The following is a 24,091-nucleotide window of genomic DNA, read 5'->3' as shown; positions in this document are numbered from 1 at the left end:
TCCAGCGTGGGCAGTGCGATCACTTGCGAGGCTCGACGACGATCACGCCCCGCAGCATGTTCATGCCGCATTTGAACTCGACCTCTCCAGCGCTCAGCGCCGGGAGGTCGATCACCACCGGCACGTCCGTCGGCAGCTCGCGCCGGATGTTGAGGGAAGCGAAGACGATCTCCCGCGAGCAAGGCGAGTAGTCCCGCCGGATCAGCTTCAGGCGGACCCGCTCGCCCTCGGCGACGACGATGCGGCTCGGCTTGTAGCCGCCGTCCACCACGATCTCGATCTCCCGGACCGCCTGCGGCGAAGGGGCGGGGGCCCCCTCGGCCGCGGCACGCGAGACGAGCAGCGAGGGGGCGAGGAGCGAGGCGGCAGCGAGACCAGAGGCGACGAGGAGACGCGTCATGAGCATGGGACACCTTCCGTTCGGGGTTCTGCACGGCCGACGCGCGCGGCGCGGCGGTATTACACGCCTCGCGCAGCGGGTGGATCACACGCCGCCGCCCGGGCTGGCCGATCGCCTGATGAGGGGGTGGCTCGGCTCGCCGGTCGGCTCCGCCCGGCTGCCGCGGGGCTGGTCAGCGCCCGGCGCCGTGAGAGCAGCCGCCGGCCGGCGCGGGCGCCGCGTCCGCCGGGAGCGGCCCGCAGGAGCAGTCGAGGCACCCCTCGGCAGCGCAGGCGCCGCACGTCGCGGCCACGCGCTTGCGGAGCGCCTCGCGCGCGCGGAAGAGCCGCACCGCCGCGTTGTTCGGGGTGATCGACGCCTCCTCGGCGAAGGCCTGCACCGAGAGGCCGTCGATCTCCACGCGCTGGAGCGCGGCGGCGTACTCGGGCTTCAGCACGCCGGCGAGCCCCCGGACGCACTGGCACACGGCGCGCTGCATCTCGACGTCGGGCTCGACCGCCTCGTCGAGCTCGGCGGCCAGCGCGGCCATCGCGCGCTCCGACGCCCCGCGGCGCCGGTAGTGGTCGATCACGGCGTTCCGGAGCGCGCGGTAGAACCAGGCCGTGACGGACTCGTCGCTGCGCAGCGCGCCGATGCGGTCGATGCCGCGCGCGAAGGCCTCCTGAAGGATGTCCTCGGCGACGGCCTGGCTGCCCACCCGGCGCTCCAGGAAGCGGCGAAACTCGCTGTACCCCTGGACGAGGGTGGCGATGGCGTCGCCCGACATCGCGCGCTCGACGTCGCTGTCGGGACGCTCCGGATCGCTCATCGCCCGAAGCTAACCTCGCTCCCGGTCCGGCGCTACACGCCCCGGGCCAGCGCGTCCCGCCGGGCGCCCCTGGGCCGCGGTCGCGTCCGGCGTCCGGCGTCCGGCGAGCGGTGCGCCGGCGCCCGCGCGCGCCGCGGACGCGCTCCGGCGGCTCCCCTCCGGCCTCCTGGCGGTTCACCTCTCTCTCGCCTGACGAACCGCGCTGCAGCTGCCCTGCCTGTGGCCTCCGGCTGAGCCCGCACGCCGGTCAGGCGTGGATGTACACGAGCGTCCCGCCCTTGTTGTCGTTGAACGCCGCGTGCCACCCCTCGGGCACGGCGGGGTCGGTCCACTCGAACAGCCACGCGGCGTCGGCGGGCGCGAGGTTCACGCAGCCGCTGCTCCGCACCTTGCCGAACGCGTCGTGCCAGTAGACGCCGTGCAGCGCGTAGCTGTTGTGGAAGTACTGGACATAGGGCACGTCGCGCAGGTCGACGGAGGTCTCGCTGAGATCGTCGCCGTCCATCGTCGCGGTGACGTGCTTCTCGCGGATGAAGAACGTGCCCTGCACGGTGGCGCTCGTCGTCGCCGGGTCGCCGAGCTCGCCGCGGCCCGTCGAGACGAGCGTGGCGAACACGGGGCGCGTGCCCTCGTAGGCGACCAGCATCTGGAGCTCGATCGAGATGTCGATCCACTTCCTGCCGCGCGCGGCGTGCCCCCAGAAGTCGCGGCCCAGCCGGGCGACGCGCAGCGCGGACGCGGGGATCCACACGCCCGCGTCGGTCTCGGCATAGGCGCCGCCGGCGGCCGTCTTGCCGGTGAGCACCCAGCCGGAGCGGTGCGCCGCCCAGCCGTCCGGCTTGAGCTCGCCCGAGGCGTCCGGCTTCAGCGTGCGCACGCCGTGGTGCATGACGAACGCGGGGGTGCCCTCGGTCTTCACCTCCACGCCGCGCATCGCCGTGGGAACGACGGCCGAGGTGCGATCGATCGGGATGAGATCGAGCTCGGTCGTCAGGCCGAAGCGCCGACCGGTCCACTCGAACGTGGAGATCAAGCCGAACGCCGAGTCGGCTCGCGCGCGCCCGCGGTGCGCGGGGAACCGGACCTTCTCGGCGGCGCCGAACGGCTTCGGCAGGTCGCGGCGGCTCGCGAAGAAGGGCGTGAGCGGGTCCGGCTCGCCGAGGAGCGCCTCGTCGCGGCGGGACCAGGCAGGGGTGCCCTGGCTGCGCGAGCGCCCCTCGACGCGCCGCTGCTCCGCCTCGCTCGGGAGGTGCACATAGAGGTGCGGCGGCGGCTTGCGCGAGACGACGTAGCGGTACGGGTACGGCTCGCCGCGGCGCGGGCCGGCCGGCGTGGCGGCGACGATCTCGTGGCCGAGCTCCAGCGAGGCGCCCCGGCCGACGCACACGAAGCCGCGCGGGTGCACGGCGTACCAGCCGCCGGGACAGCCGTCGTCGCCCGACGGCGCCGCGGCGCGCTCGACCAGCGCGCCGGCCCTCAGGTAGCCCAGCTTGGCCGCGCGACGCTCGGGCGCGGCGTACACGAACGTGCGCATCGCGATGCTCGCGAGCCTCTCGCCGCGCCCCGGCCGCAGCGCCTCCCGCGCCGCCGCGGGCTCGGCCTCGCCATCGGGGCCGCCGTCCAGCGGCTCCGCCACGACCGTGGCGGCGGGCGCCGGCTCCGGGGCCATCGCCTGCACGGCGGCCGAGCGCCCCGGCGGCTCCTCGCCTGGGCCGCAGCCCGCCACGAGCGCCGACGCAGCGAGCGCCGACGCGCGCAGCAGCCGATCCAGGCCACCGCGGCGCCGCGCGCGCGCATCCGGGAAAGAGCAAGCCATGACGAGCAAGGACCCCTCGTCTAGCTCAGAGCCCGCCCGCCGGCCAGACCGCGCCGGCGCGCCGCCGCGTCGGCGCGCCGCCGCGTCGGCGCGTCGGCGCGTCGGCGCGTCGGCGCGTCGGCGCGTCGGCGCGTCGGCGCGTCGGCGCGTCGGCGCGTCGGCGCGGCGGCCAATCAAGCAGACGCGGCAGTCCGTCGCGCGCCCCCTCACCCCCCGTCGGCGAGCCAGCGCGGATCTCCTTCGAGGATCCAGCCGAGCGCCCGCTGGGTCTCCTCGGCGACCGGCCCGTCATAGCGGTGTCCGGCCTCCTTGCCGCGCACCACGCGCGTGAGCACCCCCGCCCTCTCGAGGCGCGCGGCGGCCGCCGACGCGGCCGCGCCGCAGCCGGCCTGCGCGCACACGAAGAGGACGCGCTGCCCGCCGCCTTCCGCGAACGCCTTCGCGGTCGCCGGGGTCCACTTGTCGTGCCCGCCCTCGACCAGCACGAGGCGCGGGAAGAGCGCCGCCCGGCGCGCGGCGATCGCGGAGCCCATGATCGCGCCCAGCGAGAAGCCCGTATAGAGCACCGCCCCGGGGTCCACGTGCTCGGGGAAGCGCGCCCGCAGCGCCGCGAGGCCCGCGTCGATCTCCTGCTCCAGGCGGGCGTTGCTCTCGTACGTGAAGCGGACGTCGCTCGCCGACGGCGAGTCGGAGCGCGCGACGCCGCGCGGACACAGGATGAACGCGCCGTCCCCCGCGATGCCGCGCCACACCTGACACTGCCACTCGGGCCGGTCGTAGTTGCCGTGCGACGCGATGAGCACGGGGCGCCGCGCCGTCGCGCCGATCGGCACCGACACGACCGCGCTCGGGAACCCCTCGACGGCGAGCTCCACGAACGGCCCCTCCGCGCGGAGCGGCGCGATCTGCGCGGCGAGCGCCGCCGCGCCCGCGGCCGGCGGCGCGGCATCCGCGGCCGGCGCCGTCACGCCGCCGTCTGCGGCAGGGGCCGCCGCCGTCGCGCCGCCCGCGGCCTGCTCCGCGCCGCCGCGCGCCGGGGCCGACGACGCGCCAGGCGGCGCGGGCGCGGTGCCGGCGGCGCGGCCCGGGCGATCGCAGCCGGGCGCCGCCGCGAGGAGCGAGAGGCATGCGAGCGAGCGGTAGAGGAGCGCGGCGGGGAGCGTCATCCAGCGCAGGATGACGCATCCGCGCCGCCGGGACGACGAGCAGGGCGCTACCGCAGCGACCGCTCTCTAACCGCTCTCTATGGGAGCGCCTCGGCGAGCTTGTCCGCGAGCGGCGCGCCCCAGCCGGTCGGGTAGTCCCAGCCAGGCCCCGCGCTGAACCCAGGGGCGTACTCGTTGCTGGGGGTCTTCCCTTCGGTGATGTCGCGGAACGCGGCCTGCACGTCCTTGCGCTCGTAGAGGGTCTTGTTCAGCCACCCCGCGACTGGCTTGCCCTCCGCGAGCCGGTAGCTGTTCACCGACGCCATCATGCCGGCGAACACCGGGGCAGCGAACGAGGTGCCGCTGCGGCGGTCCCACTCGCCCAGAAAGTAGAGCCAGTACGTCGAGTCCGGCGATGCGTTCAGCGCCACATCGGAGACGGCGCGCTGGCCCTGCGCGTCCGTCACGACGTCCTTCTGCCAGCTGGGCGTCTTGAAGGAGCGGGACCGGCCCGACCCCGAGCCGCTCCACGCCACCTCGCGCGCGACCTCGCCGTCGTCGCCGAGCTCGAGCACCGTCCCGCCGACGCACGTCACGTACGGGCTCGACGACGGCACGTCGGGCCTGCTCGAGTCGCCGCTCGCGACGACGATCGTCATCCCGAGCGCCGCGCCCATCCGCGCCGCCTCGTTGTACTGCTGCCGGATCACCTCGGCTTCGGTCTCCTCGCGGTGCGCGAACGAGGTCGAGAGCACCGACACCTCGCCGGCCGCGATCGCCTCGTTCCACGCGTAGAGGATGGAGAGGGTGCGCGCGTCCGGCCCCTCGTACGCGATGACCTGCGCCTCGGGCGCCATCACGCCCGACCACTGCGTGTCGAGCGTCGTCTCCACGTAGCGCGTCGAGACGGGATCCGCCGTGAGCACGACCTCCGGGTTGTCGCGCGAGACGCCGAACGTTCGCCAGAACGACTGGAGATCCCTGGTCTTGAACGTCGCCCCGACCACGACGCCGAGCTTCACGCCCTGCCCGAGGTGCCCGCCCTCGTGCAGCCTGTCGACCTCGTAGGCGCGCGCGATCTGCGCGGGCGTGAACCCCTGCTCCACTTGCTCCGGGAGCTCCGTCTCGATCGAGCCGCCCTCCTGCGAGAGCGGATCGGTGTCCGCGGGGACGTCGACGGCGATCACGCCCGACGTCAGATCGATGATCTTCTGCGGCGGCCTGAGCGGGTCGAGCGCGCCGAAGGTGCGGAGCGGCCGACCGCCCGCCGACGGGTTCTCCCGCTCGAAGTCGCGGAGCTCGACGTCAAAGGCGGTGTTGAACTGCTCGACCGTGCCCGAGAACTCGAGCAGGAGCCGGTTCCGGGACCGGCGCCTGATCTCCATTCCCTGCTCGGTGAGCCACGCCTCGACGGCCGCTATATCGCTCTCGGCAGGGGCGTGGCGCTCCATCCAGGCCTCGACCGACATGTACTTCCGGAAGCTGTCGGGCTTGTCGGGATCGTACATGGCGTCGATCGCGCCCTCGAGCCCGGAGACGTCCCGGGTCGGGAAGCCGATCAACGCGCGGAAGCGATCTCCCTCCGGCGCCGGGCCGAAGTCCAGGTAGATGCCCTGGACCGGCCCGGGAAGGCCGCTCGGGAGCACCGGTCCATCGTCTCCGCACGCCGCGCTCGCCAGGGCGAGCGACGCAACGCACCAAACCGAGAGCGAACGCATCGACGAGGCCTTGCCGGGGGGATGGGTGAACGTCAGGCCAGACTCAGCACCACACGTGCTCGATGTAGTAGCAGGTGTACGTGCCCGGGTACCAGGTCTCCGGCCAGCCGCCGGTCTCGTTGTCCACGCAGATCTCGCAGTACGCGTGGATGCAGTCGGGGTCCTCGGTCTGCGGATTGGCGCTCGGGGCCGTCGCGGGCTTCTCCGAGTAGAAGAACCCGTTGGCCTTCAGCTCGCCGAGCTCGCTGTCCGACAGCTTGCCGAAGGCGGTCTCATCCGAGGAGATGCTGAACCGCTGGTCCGACGCGTCGGTCAGGACGGGCTTCGGGTAGTCGCCGTAGTCGGCGCTCTCGATCGCGCGCATCTGGTCCTCGAGCAGGACCTCCTTGCCGCTGGGGGCAGAGAGCTTGATGCGGCTGTAGTCGATCGGCGCCGCCGCGTAGTCGAGGGCGTAGACCGTGCTCTGGCTCAGGTCGAGGCTCAGGAACTCCCCGGCCTGGAGGGCGGCCACATCGGACTGCGTGATGCGCTCGTTCTCCACCACCGGTTCATCGGCGACGGGCTCCGACGCGTTGCATCCGGTGAAACCGGCCGCTGCGACGACGCCGAGCGCAACACAGAGAGCGAGCGACTTGGAAGAACGGATGGACTGTCGGATCATGATGGCGTTCCTTTCTATAGTCTCACTGACGGAGGTCACCTGGCCCCGCGCTGGCCAGAGGGAGCTCCACCCCTGTCGGTCCTTCGAGCGATCGCTGCTAGTTGGACCCCCACGACTCCCGCGAGTTGAGTGGAATGAGGGGAAGAAGATTCATATCAAACGGTGCCGCAGCACCCCCATACCTGGCAAGTAAATTCCCGGCGCGGAAGAGAATTCCATCGTTCTTTCTGCGGCGCAGTGGTCTGGACGGTGCGCTGTGCGGGTGCCGCTCACCTGCGACGATACAGCGGGGCCAGGGCAGCAATCAGGGATTGCCTTGAGCGCTGGCCGCGGACATACCGGAGCCTACATGGAGGACATGCTCAAAGAGCCGTCCGGGCCAGCCACGCAGGCCGCGCAGGCCGCACCGGCCGTGGTGGCTGACGTCGTGGTCCTTGACGGCCCGCTCGGGACCGAGCTCGCCGCGCGCGGGATCGAGACGCCGTCGCCGCTCTGGAGCGCCGCGGCCCTGCTCGACGCGCGCGGCTGCGACGCGGTCCGCGCGATCCACCGCGACTACGCGCGCGCGGGCGCGGCGGTGCACACGGCGAACACGTTCCGCGCCAGGCGGCGGCAGGCGGGCGCCGCGTGGGCCGAGCTCGCGGCGCGCGCCGTGTCCCTCGCGCGCGAGGCCTCGCGCGATGCGGGCTCGGGGCGCCGGGTCGCCGGGAGCATCGCGCCGCTCGAGGACTGCTACCGGCCGGATCTGAGCCCCGCCAGCGCGCGGCAGGAGCACCGCGAGCTCGCGCAGGCGCTCGCGTCGGCCGGGGTCGACGTCCTGCTCTGCGAGACGTTCCCGCACGTGGGCGAGGCGCTCGTGGCGCTCGAGGAGGCGGTCGCCACGGGCGTCGAAGCGTGGGTGTCGTTCACGGCGGGCCCGGAGGCGGACCTGCTCTCGCCCGAGGACATCGGGGTCGCCGCGCGGGAGGCCGCCGCTCGCGGCGCGCGGGCGGTGCTCGTCAACTGCACCCCTGCGACTCGCACGCTCGCGTACGTCGAGCGGCTCGCGGCGTGCGGCGTCCCGTTCGGGGCCTACGCGAACGCGGGCGCCGCCAGCGAGGGGCTCGGGTGGCGCGGCGGGCAGGGCAGCTCGGCGGCGTCGCGCTACGCCGACCTCGCGCGCCGCTGGCTCGAGGCGGGCGCCACGATCGTGGGCGGGTGCTGCGGGACGGGGCCAGCGCACATCGCGGCGCTGCGGGCGCTGGTCGACGGCGAGCGCGCGCACGGCGCGGGGGCGGCGCGCGGGCCGTCGGGGTCGCCGCGCTGAGGGGTCGATCGCCGGTTGCTCCCCCCGGGGCGACGTGCCACCGATGCTCGCGGAGCCGGGCGACGCCGGCGCGCAGCGGCGCGCCCTGCTGCACGACGATCCAGAGCCTGAGACAGCACGCCGTCGCGATCGGCGAACCATCACGGAGACGGAGCGTACGATGATCGATCTCTATTACTGGCCCACCCCGAACGGCTGGAAGATCAGCATAATGCTCGAGGAGACGGGCCTCCCGTACAAGCTCATCCCGGTCAACATCGGGCGGGGCGACCAGTTCCAGCCGGAGTTCCTCGCGATCAGCCCCAACAACCGGATGCCCGCGATCGTCGACCACGAGCCGGCGGGCGGCGGCGCGCCGATCTCCGTGTTCGAGTCGGGCGCGATCCTGCTCTACCTCGCGGAGAAGGCCGGACAGGGCATCCCTTCGGATCTCCGCGGCCGTTACGAGGTGACCCAGTGGCTCATGTGGCAGATGGGCGGCCTCGGCCCGATGAGCGGGCAAGCGGGCCACTTCGGCCAGTATGCGCCGGAGAAGATCCCGTATGCGATCGAGCGCTACACGAAGGAGGTGCGCCGGCTCTACGGCGTGATGGACAAGCGGCTTGCGGACCGGCCCTATCTCGCGGGCGAGTACTCGATCGCCGACATCGCGAGCTTCCCCTGGGCGATCCTGCACGACCGGTATGGCATCGCGCTCGACGAGCTCCCGAACTTCAAGCGGTGGCTCGAGGCCATGCGCGGGCGGCCGGCGGTCGAGCGCGGGCTCGCGGTCGGGAGCGAGCTGCGGAATCAGAGCCAGCAGCTCGACGACGAGGCGAGGAAGTGGCTGTTCGGGAAGAAGCCCGAGGCGTGATCCTGCCGTCCAGGTCGCGCCCGGGACGCGCCGCCCATGCGCTCGGCGCGAGCGCGTCCTTCCGCCGTGGGCGCAGCGTGAGCCATCGATGACGCTGCGATCGGGGCGAATCGCTCGATCTCGGACGAACCGACAGTTCCGGCGCCTCGCCGGTGCACACGCGATTCCACACAGCGCTTCCTGAGCAAGGCCGCGCCATCGCGTCGGCGCGACCTCCGCGCAGGCCCCCGCCTGATGCCTCGCGCGCCTCGCCATCGCGATGTGCCCTGGATAGACCTGCGACGTCGCGTTCCGTCTGCTCTGGCGGTGCGCTCCGTCTGTCCTGGCGGTGAGGTGCGCGCGTCACGCGCGCGGAGCGCCCTCGGGCGCGACCCGCACGGGGCGCCCGGAGGACGCAAGGGGGCGCGGCTCCGGCAAGCGCGGTGACGAGCGACGATGCGTGGGCGGCGGGCCGGGGGAGCGCCTACCCCGGAGGTCGGTTTTGCTCGGATCGGGAGAACTCCGCCGCGGGGTGCAGAATCGAGCAAGCGCGCTGGATCGCCCGCCGGGCGAACGTCAAGCACCCTGTGAGCGGAAACGTATGCACACGCCTACCAGGCACACAGTCTGCTCTGCGGTGAGCCCGAGATGTCCGGGCCTCGTGGGCCCTGGCGGACATCGGGGGGAACCAATCATGTCGATGCATACCAAGTTGCTGGTGCCTGCGATCCTCTTTGCTGCGCTGGCCGCCGGCTGCGCGCTGAACACGGACGAGGCGGACCTCGATCAAACCGGGCTCGATGAGGAGGCGGTCGAGTCGGTCGATCAGGCGCTCGGAGAGGCGAGGGGCGGGTACGCGGGGATGGGCACGGCCCAGCTCGCGCCCGGGCAGGCCACGCTCGGCTGGAGCAAGGGCGCATATGGCCCCAGCAAGGGTGCATACGGCCCCAGCAAGGGTGCTTACGCCCCCAGCAAGGGTGCTTACGCCCCCAGCAAGGGTGCTTACGGCCCCAGCAAGGGTGCATATGGCCCCGGTAAGGGCGTGTTCGGTCCGAGCCAGCGTGGATACAACCCCAGCAAGGGTGCTTTCGGCCCCAGCAAGGGCGAGCTCGGCCCCAGCAAGGGTGCATACGCCCCCAGCAAGGGTGCCTTCGGCCCCAGCAAGGGCGAGCTCGGCCCCAGCAAGAGTGCCTTCGGCCCCAGCAAGGGCGAGCTCGGCCCCAGCAAGGGTGCCTTCGGCCCCAGCAAGGGCGAGCTCGGCCCCAGCAAGGGTGCCTTCGGCCCCAGCAAGGGTGAGCTCCCCTCGAAGGCTGGGCTGGGCGGCTACGCCGGTCAGCAATCGGGTCACCAGGCCGGATATGGCCAGTCGGCCACCGGTCAGAGCGCCGCCATCGGCCAGTCGGCCATCGGACAGCTGGGCGTCGGCCAGAGCGCCGCCATCGGCCAGTCGGCCGTCGGGCAGCTGGGTGTCGGACAGAGCGCCGCCATCGGCCAGTCGGCCGTCGGGCAGCTGGGTGTCGGACAGAGCGCCGCCATCGGCCAGTCGGCCGTCGGGCAGCTGGGTGTCGGACAGAGCGCCGCCATCGGGCAGCTGGGCGTCGGACAGAGCGCCGCCATCGGGCAGCTGGGTGTCGGACAGAGCGCCGCCATCGGGCAGTCGGCCATCGGGCAGTCGGCACAGCTTGGCCAGTCGGCCGTCGGCCAGAGCGCCGTCGTCGGGCAGCTGGGCGTCGGTCAGACGGGGGCCTTCGCGCCCGGCGTCACGGGCCAGGCCTCGCCGTTCGGCCAGCAAGGCCAGCGGTAACCCCCGGCCGCCCCGCTCCGGTCTCTGTCGGACGATCTCGCTGCGCGATCGAGCTCGGCCCGCTCGCGCCGCCGTCCGACAGAGTCCGCCCCACCTCCCGCCCGACCCCGCCCAGAGCGGCGGTCACCCGCACAGGAGACGGGTCCAGCTCGGCGTCTTCGGCGCGCAAGCGCACTCCAGTGCGCTGAGCACCGAAGGCGCCGAGATGGGCCCGTATCCGAAGCGGGTGCCCGCCGCTCGCTCTAGAAAACGATGGTGCGGCGGCCTTCGACGATGACCCGGCGCTCCAGGTGCGCCCGGACGGCGCGCGAGAGGACGACGCGCTCCACGTCGCGCCCCACCCGCGTCATCTCCTCCGGACCCAGCTGGTGATTCACGCGCGCGACGTCCTGCTCGATGATCGGCCCCTGATCCAGGTCCCGGGTGGCGTAGTGCGCCGTCGCGCCGATGAGCTTCACGCCGCGCGCGTGCGCCTGGTGATACGGCTTCGCGCCCTGGAACGCCGGGAGGAACCCGTGGTGGATGTTGATGACCGGCGGCCCCTCGTCCAGCAGCTGCTCGGAGAGGATTTGCATGTACCGCGCCAGCACCACGAGATCGACATGGTGCTTCTTCAGCAGCTGGATCACCTGCTGCTCCTGATCACGCTTTGTCTCCGGGGTGATCGGGAGGCAGAAGAACGGGATTCGAAAGCTCTCCGCCACCGCCTCGAGCGTGGGATGGTTCGAGATGACAAGCGGGATGTCGCAGCGGAGCTCGCCCGCGCGCTGCCGGAGCACGAGGTCGTAGAGGCACGCCGGATCCCGCGTGACCAGGATCGCCATCTTGGGGATGTGATCGCTGTAGTCCACCGACCAGCGCGCCGAGAGCGACGTGGCGAGCTCGCGAAAGGAGGCCTCGATCGCGCTGCGCGTGGCCGAGCCGCCCAGGGCGGTGACCGCGGCCGGCGACGAGAGGCCCGACAGATCGACGACGAGGCGCATGAAGAAGCGGGGGCCCTCGTCCGTGAACGCATCGGTGTGATTGCTCGCGTCGATGATGTTCAGGCCGATGTCGTAGAAGAACCCTGCGAGTCGCGCGACGAGGCCGGGCTGGTCGGGCGCGGCGACGAGGAAGGTTGCGTGAACGGGACCCATCATGCGCGTCATGTAGCTCGCCCGGAGGCGGACGTGCAAGCGCGGGGAACCGAACGTCAGCCCAGCGTCAGCCGACCCTGAGAGGCCCGCTCCGGTGCGCCTCAGACGCAGGGCGCGCGGCGCGCCGTGCAGGGCACGACGACGCGCTCGCGCCGCCAGGGACGGCGTGACGTGAATGACGCCAGAGGATGAGCCCCTGGCGGCGCGAAGCTAGCGGCCCTCGCCGCTCTCCGACGACGGCGGCCCCTCATCGGCGATCCTGGGAGCGAGCGTGGAGAGCTCCGCCCAGGGGATGCGCACGGTCCGCTCGACGTCGCGCAGGTGAGCGCTGTCGTTGTAATAGATGAGATGCCAGGCCTCGGCCCGGCCCCAGCGCCGCCGGCGCTGCCAGTGCGTGATCGACGTGTGACGGGTGGCGAAGTGCGCTACCGGGAAGGCGAGCGCGTTCATCTTGAAGAAATGGAGGAACGCCACGTCGATGAAGCCGCCGTGCGTGAACACGACGATCGTCCGCCCCTCGTGCTCGCGGGTGATGCGATCGAGGGCGACGGAGACCCGGAGCATGAACTGAGCCCAGCTCTCCCCGCCGGGGCTCGCCGGGCGGAACGGCTCGCGCTCGAAATCGATCGCGTAGCGCACCATCGCCTCTCCGACCGGCATCCCGTCTGCCTCGCCGGGCCGGAGCTCCTGCACCTCGTCGTCGAGCGTGAGGGGCAACCCCAGGGCAGGAGCGACGATCTCGGCGGTCTGCTGCGCCCGGCGGTAGGAGCTGGCGATCAGGACATCGGCGGCCATCTCGCGCGTCGCGGCCAGGCGATCGCGCAGCCGCTCCGCCTGGAGGACGCCGAGCGACGTGAGCCCGGTGTCCCCGCGCATCCCGCCCACGATATGGTTCACGTTGACGAGCGCTTCTCCGTGCCGGATGAGGTAGAGGTTCGTCACGATGGGAGCCTCCGAGGCGCGCAACCAGGCGAAGGGAAGGGCCGCGCGGGGCGATCCGCGCCCGCTAGGAAGAGCAAGGCCCCCCTCGGATGTCAAGCGTTTGTACCTCCGCCGCAGGAGCGCGATGGCGCCGGAAGAGGGTAGACGAGCGCCCTCCGGCGGCGCGCCGCGAGATCGCGCGCGCGGCTTCGTGGTCCACGCTCGCAGCGCCGCCGGGGACATCGAGTTCGACCCGCTCGCCTGGAGGGCTCGCGCGCGCGCCGCGCGGCGCAGGAGGCCGCGCGGCGCGGCTCAGGGACAGCCCTGGAGGAGCGCGAAGAACGCCGCGCTCTCGGAGCAGACCTGCTCGGCGCGCAGGGCGGTGCAGAACTCGTCCTCCGAGCGGAAGGTCTTCTTTCCCGTGCTGCCCTCGATGCAGGAAATCGAATAAAAATACCGCGGAACGCTGTCGCCGGGCGAGGCGGGGTCCTCGGGCTCGGGGTCGCCGCTCACCTGGGAGCCACCGCCGGCGTCCCCCGGCGGATCGAACCCGAACAGCGGAAATACAACGAGCGGCAAAAGGCCGAAGAGGCCAGCTGCGAAATGCGGGACCATGAGTTCACCTCCAACCTCGATGGAACACCCATCGATCGTCCGAGATGGCTATTGCATCTCACAGGCCAGCTCGGGCCATGTCCGCCCATTGCACAGGAGGGCACGAGCGCGGGGCGAGCCGCCGCACGCCAGCGAGGGAGCCGCCCCGTCCAGGTCGGAGGGGCGCCGCGGTGGCGCGGTCGTGCGCGTGCGGACCGGGTCGCCACGGCCGCGCGGCTGCGCAGCCGCGCGATCCGCCGGCGCGCCGGCGGATCGCGCGCCCTCTGGCGCTTGCCAACGCGCTCGGACCTGGCCTACAAGGCGGGCCCTCTGAAGGAGCCCCTCATGCACCGTCGCAGCTTCATCGCGGTCGCGCTGGTCGGCGTCGCGGCCCTCGCCGGGTGCGCTCCGCGCTGGCGCGTCGTGACCCAGGCGAACCCCGATCCGTTCGTGGGCCAGCGGTATTTCGCCCTGGTGCCCATCGACTACGTGGGCCTGACCCTCATCGACGAGCCCGAGGACATGTACCTCGCCAAGAAGGACGCGGACGAGCAGCGGAGCTTCGTGCAGGACAAGGCGTCCGTGAACGAGGAGTTCGCGAAGACGCTGATCTCCCACGCCAAGGAGCAGGGCATCGACGTCGCCGAGGTCAGCGATCCCGCCTCGTCGCCGTTCGTGATCAGGCCCTATGTCGGCTACATGAACCCCGGCTTCTACGCGGTCGTCTCCTCGGCCCCCAGCCAGATCATGCTGACGCTCCGGATCACGACGGCGGACGGCAAGGTGCTCGATGAGGTCCAGTTCTCGAGCCGCACGGCGTCGCCCAACCCGAACACGGCCCTCAGCAGGGCTGACTCGGACAAGCTGTCGAGCGGCGGCCGCTGGCGCGAGGACGCGCGCATCATCGGCGAGGCCGCGGCCGGCTACCTCGCGTCGCGCGTCAGCCCGTAGCCCGGGAGCGCCGCCCTTCAGAGGAGCAGCCCCCGGAGCAGGAGCTCGGCCACGCTGAAGTAGATGACGAGGCCCGAGACGTCGACCAGGGTCGCGACGAACGGGGCCGAGGCGCTCGCCGGGTCGAAGCGGAGCGCCCGCAGGACGAACGGCAGGAGCGCGCCCGAGAGCGTGCCCCACGTCACGACGCCGACCAGGCTGATCGCGACGGTCATCGCGAGCGGCCGGTAGTGCTCGCCGTAGGTCCCGAAGAGCTCCTCCCAGACCATGACGCGCGCGAAGCCGAGCGCGCCGAGGATCCCGCCGAGCGCGAGGCCCGACGCGAGCTCTCGGCGGCAGACGCGCCAGAAATCGACGAGCCGGATCTCGCCGAGCGCCATGGCGCGGATGACCAGCGTCGTCGCCTGAGAGCCGGAGTTGCCCCCGCTCGAGATGATGAGTGGCACGAAGAGGGCCAGCACGACGGCGCGGGCGATCTCGTCCTCGTAGTGCCCCATCGCCGTCGCGGTGAGCAGCTCGCCCAGGAACAGCGCGGAGAGCCAGCCTGCGCGCTTTCCGACCATCCGGAGGAGCGGGGTCCGGAGGTACGGCGCGTCGAGCGCCTGCATGCCGCCGAGCTTCTGGATGTCCTCGGTCGCCTCCTCCTCCACGACGTCCACGATGTCGTCGGCGGTGACGATGCCCTTCATGCGCCCCTCGGCGTCGACGACGGGGATCGCCACGAGGTCGTGCTCCGCGAAGCGCCGCGCGACGGCCTCCTGGTCGACGTCCTCGTTCACCGACGCGACGTCGGTCTTCATGATGTCGCTGACGCGCCTGTCGCCGGGGGCGATCATGAGCTGCCGCAGCGACACGACGCCGAGCAGCCGCTGCTCGGCGTCGAGCACGTAGCCGTAGTAGATGGTCTCGAGGTGGTCCCTCGCCTGTCGCTTGAGGTAGCTGATCGCCTGGTCGACGGTCGCCTCCGGCCGCACGCGCGCGAACCACGGGCTCATGAGCCCGCCGGCCTCGTCCTCCGCGTACGCGAGCAGCGCGCTCGCTTCTCTCCTCGTCGGCTCGTCGAGCAGCGAGAGGAGCTCTTCCTGCTCCTCTGGCGAGACCTCCAGGAGGATGTCCGCCACGTCGTCGGGCGCGAGCAGGCGGAGCCACAGCCTGCGCTCGCCCTTCGTGAGCGCGGCGAGGAGCGCGGCCTGGTCGGCGGACGGGAGGCCCTGGAAGAAATCCTCCGCCTCCTCGCGCCGGAGGCGGCGATAGGCCTGCACGCGCTCGTCGCTTTCGAGGGCCGACCACGACATGGACAGCTCGGCTGCCGTGATCGTCTCGGCCCCCTTGGAGGGCGGGCGTTCCGTCATCGCCTCACCTCATCGAGCGCCTGGCCCGCCCTGTCGGCGCCGCCCGGCAGAAGGTGCTCAGTCCGAAGGGCCTCGTGGCAGGCTTGGGCCACGAGCAGCGATTAGCAACGCGCGCGCCACGGCCGCGCTCCCCGGGCGGCCGCTCCCCGGGCGGCCCAGCGCGCGGCCGCCCGGGGAGCGACCGCCGACGCCACGCGCCGGCGCCGGGCCGTCGGGCAGCGCGACGCCTGGGGCGGCCAGGTCGCGTGACGCGCGGTGCGCGGCGCGGAGCGTCGCGCAGGGCAAGCCAGGGTCTCGCGGCTGTCGCGGATCCACCCGCCGGGAAGCGCCCCTCGGCCCGAGCCCGGGTGCTCACGCGATCACGCGATCACGCGCGCGCGGGCGCGTCGAGCGGATCGACCCCGAAGCGGCGCAGGAGGCGGCAGAGCGGGACGAGCGGCAGCCCCACGATGGCTGTCTCGTCGGGGTGGCGCACGTCGTCGAAGAGCCACGGCCCGTGCTTCTCGAAGAGGTACCCTCCCGCGCTCCCGATCGGCCGATCCAGCTCGACGTAGCGCCGGATCTGCGCGCGGCCGAGCGGGCGGACGCGCAGCTCCACGGTCGCGATCTCGGTCAGCGTCCGCGGCGCGTCGGGGGCGAGCGGCAGCCCTGGCGGGGCGTGGACCGCGACGGCGGTGTGGAGCGCGTGGGCGCGCCCCGCGAGCCGCGCGAGCTGGTCCGCCGCCTCGTCGAGCGTGGCCGGCTTGCGCAGGAGCTCGCCGTCGAGATCCAGCGCCTGATCCGCGCCGATGATCAGGGCGTCGTGGCACGCAGGCGCGAGGCTCAGCGCCTTCCCCTCGGCGAACAGGCGGGCGCATGCGGGGGGCGGCATCCCCTCGGGCGCGATCTCGTCGAACGCCGGCGCGACCGCCTCGTACGCGAGCCCGAGGCGATCGAGGAGCGCCCGCCGAAAGGGAGACGTGGAGGCGAGGACAATCCTGGACATGATCGGCTCCATGGCACGGAACGACGCAGGCGCCGAGGGGAACCGTTCTGCCGGTGCTCGGAGAAGGAGAGAGAGATTAACCGCCAAGAACGCCAAGAACGCCAAGAAGAGATTTTTGATTTACCTTGGCTTCCCAGGCGTACCTTGCCTTCTGAATCTAGATTTTCTCTCTATCTCTCTTGGCGTTCTTGGCGCTCTTGGCGGTTAAATCTCTCGATCCATTGTTGATTCACCTGGGCGTCCCTGGTGATTTTCTCTCTTCAATGATCGCGCCATACCCGCCGTTCGCCGCCAGAAGGGTCCTGGAGCCCTTCGTGCCTCGCACCGGCTCGCTTCGATTTACAGCGATTCCCTCGGGCGTGACAGCTGGCAAGGAGAGTCGGCAATGGCGAGAACGCCAGGGGACCACGAAGGACTGGCAGAGGTTGCCTGTCGTCGGGTGTCTCCTGAATTACCCATCGTGCATTTCATTAAAAAGCAGCTTGCACTACCATTGCACCACAAGCGACATTGCGGCGATGCAGCAACTCAACACAAGGCACCTCGTCACGCTCTCTCTCGTCGCGCCGGGCATCGCGCTCTCCGTGCTGCTCGCGGCCTCGCCGGCGAGCGCGGCGACGTACGAGGTGGGCCGAGGCAAGCCTTATTCTAGCCTCGCGGAGGTTGCCCCTCGCCTCGCTGCCGGGGACGTGGTCGAGGTCGAAGGCGGCGCGACCTATCCCGGGGACCTGATCTTCAAGAAATCTGGAACTGAAGCGCAGAAGATCACAATCCGTGGCGTCCGCGCGAACGGCCGCCGCCCCGTGCTATCCGGCGGAACGAACACGGTGGTCTTCGGTGGTAATCATTACGTCTTCGAGGGCTTCGAGATCACCGGCGGCTCGAGCCGCTGCGTGTTTAACCGCGCGCACGACGTCACGATCCGCGACGCGGTGGTGCACGATTGCCCCGGGCACGGCATCCTCGGCGCCGACTCGGAGTCGGGCTCGTTCACCCTGGAGTACGTCGAGGTCTACGCGTGCGGCTCGGGCGACAGCCGGCATCCGATCTACATCGCGACCGACGAGGAGACGCGCCTCGGCTCGGTGTTCCGCATGCGGCATTGCTATGTGCACGACGGCAATGGCGGCAACAACGTGAAGAGCCGCGCCGAGCGGAACGAGATCTATTACAACTGGATCGAGGGCGCGAAATACCACGAGATCGAGCTGATCGGGCCGGACGGCCAGGACGAGGGGCTCGCGCGTGAGGACTCCGACGTGGTCGGCAATGTCTTCCGCAAGACCGGCAAGCACTTCGTGGCGCGCGTCGGGGGCGACGGCACGGGCCAGACGTTCGGCCGCTTCCGGTTCGTCAACAACACGTTCCTGCTCGCCCCCGGCTCGAACGTGGCGATCAGGATGTTCGACGGGATCGAGAGCGTCGAGATGAGCAACAACGTGTTCTACCGGACCGGCGGCGGCGGCGTGGAGGTCTACGTGGACCGGTCGGCGAGCTGGGCGACGGGCGCGGCGCTGATCTCGGGCGCGAACAACTGGGTGCCGCGCGGCTCCTCGTCCATCCCCGCAGGGTGGACGGGCACGCTGCAGGGCGCCGAGCCCGGCTTCACGAACATCGACGCGCTGGACCTCCGCCCGTCGGCAGACAGCCCCCTCGTCGACGCCGGGTCCAAGTCGACGCCGAGCCCCGCGGGGCACCCGTTCCCGGGGCCGCTCGCCGCGCCGCGGTTCGCGCCCGCGCGCGCCGCGCGCGCCGCGCGCACCGCCGGCGACGCGCCGTCGCGACCGACCGCGGGCGCGATCGACATCGGCGCCTACGAGCACGGAGGCGGGCTCATGGCCATGAACGCTGCGTACACCCTCGGGGACGCCGAGAGCGGCGATCGGGACACCGCCGGGAGCGATCGGGACGCCGACGGGAGCGATCGGGACACCGCCGGGAGCGATCGGGACGCCGACGGGAGCGATCAGGACACCGCCATGAGCGATCAGGACACCGCCGGCTCGTGCAGCGTCGGCGGGCCGATCGCAGGCCGCCCGTTCGCCGGCGCGGGCGCCGCCCTCGCCGCGGCGACGGCGATCCTCGGGGCCGTCCTCCGGCGGCGCGGCCGCCCCTCCAGGGCGTGAGCCGCCGCGCGCGCGCCCTCGCGACGAGCGCGCGCCCTCGCGACGAGCCCCCACGCGCCGCCCTCGCGACGAGCGCTCACGCGACGAGCGCGCGCAGCAGCCGCCTCGCCGAGGCCGGATCGGGCAGCTGAAACGCCGCGGTGCTCTCCCCGCCGCCCACGTGGACCGTGAGCGCCGTCGGGGGGAGCGCGGCGAACAGGTCCTCGTCGGTCCTGTCGTCGCCGAGCGCGACGACCATCGCGTCGGGCGTCACCGTCGAGAGCACCCGCGGCACGATCATCCCCTTGTTCACCCCGCGCAGCCGCACCTCCAGCACCTTCCGCCCAGGGACCAGCTCGAGATCGCGCTCGCGCAGCACCTCCTCGAGCCTCGCGGGCACCTCGCGGGCCATCTGGCTGGCGAGCTCCGGATCGGCGGTCCGGTAGTGCCACGCGATCGACACCACCTTCTCCTCGATGAAGCTGCCCGCCGTGCGGTCGACGAAGTCCTGCAGGATGTCGCGGACCCTCGGCTTCCAGTCGAGCGAGACGTCGCGGAGCGCGACCCAGGGCTCGCCGGGCGCCGAGCGGGAGAAGAACCCGTGCTCCGCGTGGAGGCTGATGGGCAGCTCGCCGAGCCACCGCTCGAGATCCTCGCGCGGCCGGCCGCTCACCACGTGCACCTGCGTCCGCGGGCGCGCCGCCAGCGAGCGCAGATCGGCGATGAGCTCCTCGTCGGGCGGCGCGAGCTCGGGCATGGCCGCGAGCGGCACGAGCGTGCCGTCGTAGTCGAGCATCACCACGAGCGACGGCGCGCTGCGCGCGCTCGCGATCGTGCTCCGCTGGGGCGCGTCGGTGCGCCGGCGGGCCGCCCCCACCGCGGGCGCCGCGCCGCTCGCGCGCTCGAGGTCGTTCAGGAAGCGGTGCGACCAGCGGTGCGCGTCGTGCGCCATCACGCGGCGCCGGAGCGCCTGCATCCGGACGCGCTGCTCGGCCGGCGGCATGACGAGCGCCCGCTTGATCGTCGCGGCCACCGAGTCGATGTCGTACGGGTTCACCGGGAGCGCCTCGATCAGCTCGGCGGCCGCGCCCGCGAACTCGCTCAGCACCAGGGCGCCCGTGTCGTCGATCCGCGACGCCACGTACTCCTTGGACACGAGGTTCATCCCGTCGCGCAGCGGCGTCACCATCATCACGTCGGCCGCGAGGTAGAGCGCGACGACCCCGGCCATCGGCATCGACCGGTGCAGGAAGTGGATCGGGACGTCGTCGAGCGTCGCGTAGGCGCCGTTGATCCTGCCGACGAGCTCGTTCACCACCCGCCGGAAGTCGGCGTAGGCGTCGACCTGCTCGCGCGTGGGCACCGCGAGCTGGATGAACCGGACCTTGCTCCGCAGCTCGGGCTCGCGCTCCAGGAAGCGCTCGATCGCGAGCATGCGCCGCGGGATCCCCTTCGTGTAGTCGAGCCGGTCGATGCCGAGCACGATCTTCCGGCCCTGGGCGCGCTCACGGAGGCGCCGCGCCTCGGCCCGCACCTCCTCGTCCTGCGCGAGCCGCACGAACTCCTCGACGTCGATGCTCACCGGGTAGACGCCGAGCCGCACCTTCCGCCCCTCGTACGCGAGCGTCTCGAGGTCGGGATCGAGGCCGAGCACGCGCGCGGCCGAGTAGACGAAGTGGTACCGATACGACGTCGTGTGAAACCCGACGACGTCGGCGCCGAGCATGCCGCGCAGCACCTGCTCCCGCCACGGCAGGATCCGGAAGACCTCGGCCGCGGGGAAAGGGATGTGCAGGAAGAAGCCGATCCGCGCGTCCGGGATGCGCTCGCGCAGCATCGCCGGCACGAGCGTGAGCTGGTAGTCGTGGACCCAGACCCTGTCCCCCGGCCTGTACCGGGCGGCGACAGCGTCGGCGAAGCGCTCGTTCACCGCGCGGTAGCTCTCCCAGTCGCGCCGGGCGTCGACGTGCACCTTCTCGACGAGGTAGTGGAACAGCGGCCACAGGACGTCGTTCGAGAAGCCGTCGTAGTAGCGGCGGACCTCGGACGCGGTGAGGTGGACCGGGACGGTGCCGAGCCGCGCGAGCTGCTCTTCGACCTCCTGGCGCTGCTCCGCGCTCAGGCGCGAGACGTCGCCCGGCCAGCCGAGCCAGAGCCCGCCGTGGCGCTCGTGAGGGCCCCGGATCGCGGTGACGAGGCCGCCCGTCGAGGGGACGACCGCGACATCGCCCTGCTCGACGCGGACGGTCACGGGGAGGCGGTTCGAGACGATGAGCAGGCGGGACATGCGCCGCCAGAAGCTAGCGCATGGCGCCTTCACCGCGCCTCGCGGCGCGGTGAAATCAGGGATGAGCTGAGCGGCTCATCGGGCGTGTCCTGATCGTTGCTGGTCGATCCGGATCGTTACCGGTCGATCCGGATGGAGGGCGCCGAGGGCTCCGTCGCGGTCGGCTTCGACGTGGGCTGCGTCGGCGGCGTGCGGGGGGCGGTGCGGCCCCAGTTCCGCCGGCCGCCCGAGCCCTGCGACGGCTGCTCCTCGGTCTTCGGCGGCGTGGCCGCCTGCGCGAGGCGCGCGACGGTCTGCACGGACATCTCCGACGGCCCCTGGACGATGGAGTAGGGCTGGAAGCCCTCCTTCTGGAGCGTCAGCCGGCGAGGCGCCGCGCGCACCTGCTCGTTCTCGATCGAGAGCTGGAGCGGCGTCTGCCCGAGCGACTTGCCGTCCTCGAGGACCTCGGCGCCCGGCGGGATCGACTCGATGATGAGCATGAACGAGGGCGCGCCCTTGTGCTCGGTGGGCGTGGCGGTCGGCGCGGGCCCGGGCGTGGGCGGGGTCGTCGTGGCGACGCTCTCCGCCGGGCTGCGGGTCAGCACGAACACGACCGCGGCCACGACCACCGCGCCGATGGCGGCGAGGATCATCGCCTTGCGCCCGCCGGGGCGCGCCTCCTGCGCGCCCGCCCCGTCCTTCGCCGTGTTCGCCGAGGCCGCCGCCACGCCGCCGGGGCCCGTCCCGACGCCGGAGGTGCGTCCGCTCGCCTCGTCGTCCGTCGACGGCGCCGGGAGCGTGACCGCCTCCTTGAGCGCCTGCATCGTGGACGAGCGCGACGAGATCTGCACGCCGGGCAGCGACTCGAACGAGGTGATCTGCGTGCCGCCGAAGGCGGTCGTCACGCCCATGCCGCGCGCGCACTCGCCGAGGCCCTGGATGAGCGCGTCCATCGTCGCGGGCCGGCCGTCCGGATCCTTCGCGAGGCAGCGCATCACGAGCGCCTCGAGCGGCTCCGGGATGTCGACGTCCGGGTTCCGCTCCTTCATGCGCGGCACCGGCTGCTGGAGGTGCGCCATCAGGATCTGGATCGACTTCTCGGACTCGAACGGGACCTTCCCGCAGAGCATCTGGTAGAGGATCACGCCCAGCGAGTAGATGTCGGTCCGGAGATCGACCTTGCCGTGCGAGATCTGCTCGGGCGACATGAAGCGGGGCGATCCGAGGAACGCGCCCTGCTGCGTGAGCTCCTCCGAGTCGTCGCCGAGCTGCTTCACCAGGCCGAAGTCGAGGATCTTGACCGCCTCCTCCGAGTCCTCGTTGGAGACGAGCATGATGTTCGACGGCTTGAGGTCGCGGTGGACGACGCCGTGCTTGTGCGCCTCGCGGAGCCCGCGCGCGATCTGCCGGGCGATCCGCATGGCCTCGGGCGGCGGCAGGCGCCCCTGCCGGCGCACGCGCCGGAAGAGCGTCTCGCCCTCGAGGAACTCCATCGCCATGAAGAACCGCTCCTGATCATCGGCCTCAATCTTGCCGTAATCGAAGACGGTGACGATGTTCGGGTGCTGGAGGCGCGCGAGGATGCTCGCTTCGAGGAAGAAGCGCTTGTGGAAGTTCGGGTCGAGCTGCCGCGAGGCCTGGTTCGGGATCAAGACCTTGATCGCCACCGGGCGCCCGAGCGGGATCTGCTCGCCGCGGTAGATCGTGCCCATGCCGCCCGTGGCGAGCATGGACAGGATCTTGAACTTGCCGTTGAGCACCTTTCCGAGCAACGGATCGATCGGCTCGCTGCGCGCTACTTCATCGACGACGTTTTCGTTGGCACTCATATGAACTCCGTCGCCTTCCCCGTGCGGGCGCGGGCGAGCCCTCCCCTCGTTGTCGATGCCTCGCGATGCGTGAGCTTGGACCTCATGACCGTGGGGGGCTTCGACGCGTGGGGCCGTCGGGGCAGTCTAAACGGAAGAAAAGTCCTTGGCGACCTTTCCTCGATCGCCCCGCTCGCGAGGCCGATGTCCCCGTACCGGAGGCCGCGCGGGAGGCCTTGCGGGAGGCGCTGCACCATGCGTGTTGCGCCATAGCCCCGATCCACGGGAACCGCCAGTTGCTGGCATCGAGCGTCCGCATCCCACCTTCGCGCCACGAGATCCTGCGAGCAGATTACACCGCTCCGCGTCCGCGCGATGCCCTTCTCCGACGGTCCGTGCGCCGCCCCGCCGCCGCCGTCCTCGGACGTCCCTCGCCCCCCCGCGCCGGTTCTCGCCCCGACGGGCGGGGGCGAGGTAGTACAGGGGGATGCGACCCGATCGCGCCGTGCGGCGCTGGTGGAGGGGGAGAGAGTACCGACGCCTACTCGACGAGGCGGCGTCGGCGCTGGCCGGCTCCCGCCACGCCGACGCGGAGGCGATGTGCGCGCGGGCGCTCGGGATCGCCGAGGAGATCTACGGCGCCGAGGACGCCGAGCTCACGGGGCCGCTCTACGCGCTGAGCTCGGCGCAGCTCGCGCAGGGGCGGCTGGACGAGGCCCGCGCCAGCTCGGCGAGGGCGATCGCCATCGCCGAGGCGGCCGGGGCGAGCGCCGATCCGCCGCTGCCGAGGCTGCTCGAGCAGCTCGCGGCCATCCTCGAGCGGCAGGGCAAGGCCGAGGACGTCGAGGCGCTGTTCCGGCGGATGCTCGCGGGGTACGAGCGGATGCGCGACCCCGATCCAGCGCAGCTCTCGGCGCTGCTGAACCGGCTCGGTCTGCTGCTCGGCAGGCGGGGGGCGCGCGCCGAGGCGGCGCCGCTCTTCCAGCGGGCGCTCGCGCTGCGCGAGGGGGCGCTCGGCGCCCGTCACCCGCTCGTCGCGGAGGCGCTCTACAACGCGGCCACCTTTCTCGAGGAGGACCGCCCGGTCGCCGAGCGGGAGGCGATGCTCCGGCGGGCGCTCGAGATCACCGACGCGGACCCGTCCGCGGAGGGGGCGCTCCTCGCGTCGATCCTCCACAACCTGGCGGCCGCGCGGGAGGCGCTCGGCGACATGGCCGAGGCGGCGGCGCTGTACGAGCGCGCGCTCGCCGCGCGGGAGGCGCTCGGCGGGGCCTCCCACCCGTCGCTCCGGCCGACCCTGGTCCGGCTGGCGCAGGTCCACCACGCGGCGGGGCGGGTCTCCGCGGCGCTGCCGCTCTACGAGCGGGCGCTCGCGCTCGCCGAGGCGGATCTCGGGTCGGATCACCCGGTGACGGCGGCGATCAAGGCCTGGATCGACGAGGCCCGGAGCCGGAGCTGAGGCGGCGGCCCGGCCGGCGGG

The 24,091-nt window shown here is 72.2% G+C and carries 19 protein-coding genes; 6 read left to right on the top strand and 13 right to left on the bottom strand.

The window, feature by feature from the left end; all coding sequences use genetic code 11:
- Window positions 1–19 precede the first annotated feature (19 nt).
- From WME85_RS03645 to WME85_RS03620, 6 genes are all read right to left on the bottom strand, one after another.
- Window positions 20–406: a cupredoxin domain-containing protein gene (locus WME85_RS03645; RefSeq protein ID WP_437835290.1), complete on the bottom strand. Its 387-nt coding sequence runs from the start codon at window positions 404–406 to the stop codon at window positions 20–22.
- 166 nt (window positions 407–572) lie between these two features.
- Entirely contained in the window at window positions 573–1,208 is a 636-nt protein-coding gene (locus WME85_RS03640) for an RNA polymerase sigma factor (protein WP_437835289.1), read from the bottom strand.
- A 247-nt stretch (window positions 1,209–1,455) separates the two neighbouring features.
- A complete protein-coding gene (locus WME85_RS03635; RefSeq protein WP_437835288.1) occupies window positions 1,456–3,024 on the bottom strand; it encodes a L,D-transpeptidase in 1,569 nt (522 codons plus the stop codon).
- A 206-nt stretch (window positions 3,025–3,230) separates the two neighbouring features.
- Window positions 3,231–4,190: a hypothetical protein gene (locus WME85_RS03630; protein ID WP_437835287.1), complete on the bottom strand. Its 960-nt coding sequence runs from the start codon at window positions 4,188–4,190 to the stop codon at window positions 3,231–3,233.
- Between the two features lie 77 nt (window positions 4,191–4,267).
- A complete protein-coding gene (locus WME85_RS03625) occupies window positions 4,268–5,887 on the bottom strand; it encodes a S53 family peptidase (RefSeq protein WP_437835286.1) in 1,620 nt (539 codons plus the stop codon).
- Window positions 5,888–5,930: 43 nt separating this feature from the next.
- The gene (locus WME85_RS03620; RefSeq protein WP_437835285.1) at window positions 5,931–6,548 is read right to left on the bottom strand and encodes a hypothetical protein; all 618 of its coding nucleotides are present in this window, start codon (window positions 6,546–6,548) and stop codon (window positions 5,931–5,933) included.
- A gap of 358 nt (window positions 6,549–6,906) precedes the next feature.
- Between WME85_RS03620 and WME85_RS03615 the strand changes: the two genes are divergently transcribed.
- From WME85_RS03615 to WME85_RS03605, 3 genes are all read left to right on the top strand, one after another.
- A complete protein-coding gene (locus tag WME85_RS03615; protein WP_437835284.1) occupies window positions 6,907–7,854 on the top strand; it encodes a homocysteine S-methyltransferase family protein in 948 nt (315 codons plus the stop codon).
- 160 nt (window positions 7,855–8,014) lie between these two features.
- Window positions 8,015–8,707: a glutathione S-transferase N-terminal domain-containing protein gene (locus WME85_RS03610; protein WP_437835283.1), complete on the top strand. Its 693-nt coding sequence runs from the start codon at window positions 8,015–8,017 to the stop codon at window positions 8,705–8,707.
- A 673-nt stretch (window positions 8,708–9,380) separates the two neighbouring features.
- On the top strand, window positions 9,381–10,490 hold the full coding sequence (locus WME85_RS03605) for a hypothetical protein (RefSeq protein WP_437835282.1): 1,110 nt from the start codon (window positions 9,381–9,383) through the stop codon (window positions 10,488–10,490).
- A gap of 242 nt (window positions 10,491–10,732) precedes the next feature.
- Here WME85_RS03605 and purU read toward each other — a convergent pair whose 3' ends face one another.
- The 3 genes from purU to WME85_RS03590 all read right to left on the bottom strand — a co-directional run bounded on the left by purU (window position 10,733) and on the right by WME85_RS03590 (window position 13,162).
- The gene (purU, locus tag WME85_RS03600) at window positions 10,733–11,629 is read right to left on the bottom strand and encodes a formyltetrahydrofolate deformylase (RefSeq protein ID WP_437307637.1); all 897 of its coding nucleotides are present in this window, start codon (window positions 11,627–11,629) and stop codon (window positions 10,733–10,735) included.
- Between the two features lie 207 nt (window positions 11,630–11,836).
- Window positions 11,837–12,568 (bottom strand): histidine phosphatase family protein, encoded by a 732-nt coding sequence (locus tag WME85_RS03595; protein ID WP_436624951.1) that lies wholly within the window; start codon window positions 12,566–12,568, stop codon window positions 11,837–11,839.
- 291 nt (window positions 12,569–12,859) lie between these two features.
- Window positions 12,860–13,162, bottom strand: coding sequence for a hypothetical protein (locus WME85_RS03590; protein ID WP_437835281.1), 303 nt, complete (start codon window positions 13,160–13,162; stop codon window positions 12,860–12,862).
- Between the two features lie 324 nt (window positions 13,163–13,486).
- On the opposite strand from WME85_RS03590, the gene WME85_RS03585 reads away from it, so the two are divergent.
- On the top strand, window positions 13,487–14,092 hold the full coding sequence (locus tag WME85_RS03585; RefSeq protein WP_437835280.1) for a hypothetical protein: 606 nt from the start codon (window positions 13,487–13,489) through the stop codon (window positions 14,090–14,092).
- Between the two features lie 17 nt (window positions 14,093–14,109).
- On the opposite strand, the gene mgtE is transcribed toward WME85_RS03585, so the two are convergent.
- Together mgtE and WME85_RS03575 are read right to left on the bottom strand one after the other, a co-directional pair.
- Window positions 14,110–15,444: a magnesium transporter gene (gene mgtE / locus WME85_RS03580; protein WP_437835279.1), complete on the bottom strand. Its 1,335-nt coding sequence runs from the start codon at window positions 15,442–15,444 to the stop codon at window positions 14,110–14,112.
- Between the two features lie 367 nt (window positions 15,445–15,811).
- Window positions 15,812–16,429 (bottom strand): Maf family protein, encoded by a 618-nt coding sequence (locus WME85_RS03575; RefSeq protein ID WP_437835278.1) that lies wholly within the window; start codon window positions 16,427–16,429, stop codon window positions 15,812–15,814.
- 518 nt (window positions 16,430–16,947) lie between these two features.
- Here WME85_RS03575 and WME85_RS03570 point away from each other — a divergent pair.
- Window positions 16,948–18,555, top strand: a complete 1,608-nt coding sequence (locus WME85_RS03570) for a right-handed parallel beta-helix repeat-containing protein (protein ID WP_437835277.1) — start codon at window positions 16,948–16,950, stop codon at window positions 18,553–18,555.
- 76 nt (window positions 18,556–18,631) lie between these two features.
- Here WME85_RS03570 and WME85_RS03565 read toward each other — a convergent pair whose 3' ends face one another.
- Entirely contained in the window at window positions 18,632–20,821 is a 2,190-nt protein-coding gene (locus WME85_RS03565) for a bifunctional alpha,alpha-trehalose-phosphate synthase (UDP-forming)/trehalose-phosphatase (RefSeq protein WP_437835276.1), read from the bottom strand.
- Between the two features lie 116 nt (window positions 20,822–20,937).
- The gene (locus WME85_RS03560; protein WP_437835275.1) at window positions 20,938–22,632 is read right to left on the bottom strand and encodes a serine/threonine protein kinase; all 1,695 of its coding nucleotides are present in this window, start codon (window positions 22,630–22,632) and stop codon (window positions 20,938–20,940) included.
- 466 nt (window positions 22,633–23,098) lie between these two features.
- Between WME85_RS03560 and WME85_RS03555 the strand changes: the two genes are divergently transcribed.
- Window positions 23,099–24,070, top strand: a complete 972-nt coding sequence (locus WME85_RS03555) for a tetratricopeptide repeat protein (RefSeq protein ID WP_437835274.1) — start codon at window positions 23,099–23,101, stop codon at window positions 24,068–24,070.
- Window positions 24,071–24,091 lie beyond the last annotated feature (21 nt).

It is taken from the genome of Sorangium sp. So ce1153 (genome assembly GCF_051521595.1).
Lineage (GTDB): Bacteria > Myxococcota_A > Polyangia > Polyangiales > Polyangiaceae > Sorangium.
The sequence above is the reverse complement of the archived record's forward strand: the minus strand, read 5'-3'. Positions and strand labels throughout refer to the sequence as shown.

Excerpts from the sequence above, each read along its gene's own strand:
- WME85_RS03645 (WP_437835290.1), bottom strand. The coding sequence starts at position 406 with ATGCTCATGACGCGTCTCCTCGTCGCCTCTGGTCTCGCTGCCGCCTCG.
- WME85_RS03640 (WP_437835289.1), bottom strand. The coding sequence starts at position 1,208 with ATGAGCGATCCGGAGCGTCCCGACAGCGACGTCGAGCGCGCGATGTCG.
- WME85_RS03635 (WP_437835288.1), bottom strand. The coding sequence starts at position 3,024 with ATGGCTTGCTCTTTCCCGGATGCGCGCGCGCGGCGCCGCGGTGGCCTG.
- WME85_RS03630 (WP_437835287.1), bottom strand. The coding sequence starts at position 4,190 with ATGACGCTCCCCGCCGCGCTCCTCTACCGCTCGCTCGCATGCCTCTCG.
- WME85_RS03625 (WP_437835286.1), bottom strand. The coding sequence starts at position 5,887 with ATGCGTTCGCTCTCGGTTTGGTGCGTTGCGTCGCTCGCCCTGGCGAGC.
- WME85_RS03620 (WP_437835285.1), bottom strand. The coding sequence starts at position 6,548 with ATGATCCGACAGTCCATCCGTTCTTCCAAGTCGCTCGCTCTCTGTGTT.
- WME85_RS03615 (WP_437835284.1), top strand. The coding sequence starts at position 6,907 with ATGCTCAAAGAGCCGTCCGGGCCAGCCACGCAGGCCGCGCAGGCCGCA.
- WME85_RS03610 (WP_437835283.1), top strand. The coding sequence starts at position 8,015 with ATGATCGATCTCTATTACTGGCCCACCCCGAACGGCTGGAAGATCAGC.
- WME85_RS03605 (WP_437835282.1), top strand. The coding sequence starts at position 9,381 with ATGTCGATGCATACCAAGTTGCTGGTGCCTGCGATCCTCTTTGCTGCG.
- purU (WP_437307637.1), bottom strand. The coding sequence starts at position 11,629 with ATGATGGGTCCCGTTCACGCAACCTTCCTCGTCGCCGCGCCCGACCAG.
- WME85_RS03590 (WP_437835281.1), bottom strand. The coding sequence starts at position 13,162 with ATGGTCCCGCATTTCGCAGCTGGCCTCTTCGGCCTTTTGCCGCTCGTT.
- WME85_RS03585 (WP_437835280.1), top strand. The coding sequence starts at position 13,487 with ATGCACCGTCGCAGCTTCATCGCGGTCGCGCTGGTCGGCGTCGCGGCC.
- mgtE (WP_437835279.1), bottom strand. The coding sequence starts at position 15,444 with ATGACGGAACGCCCGCCCTCCAAGGGGGCCGAGACGATCACGGCAGCC.
- WME85_RS03575 (WP_437835278.1), bottom strand. The coding sequence starts at position 16,429 with ATGTCCAGGATTGTCCTCGCCTCCACGTCTCCCTTTCGGCGGGCGCTC.
- WME85_RS03570 (WP_437835277.1), top strand. The coding sequence starts at position 16,948 with ATGCAGCAACTCAACACAAGGCACCTCGTCACGCTCTCTCTCGTCGCG.
- WME85_RS03565 (WP_437835276.1), bottom strand. The coding sequence starts at position 20,821 with ATGTCCCGCCTGCTCATCGTCTCGAACCGCCTCCCCGTGACCGTCCGC.
- WME85_RS03560 (WP_437835275.1), bottom strand. The coding sequence starts at position 22,632 with ATGAGTGCCAACGAAAACGTCGTCGATGAAGTAGCGCGCAGCGAGCCG.
- WME85_RS03555 (WP_437835274.1), top strand. The coding sequence starts at position 23,099 with ATGCGACCCGATCGCGCCGTGCGGCGCTGGTGGAGGGGGAGAGAGTAC.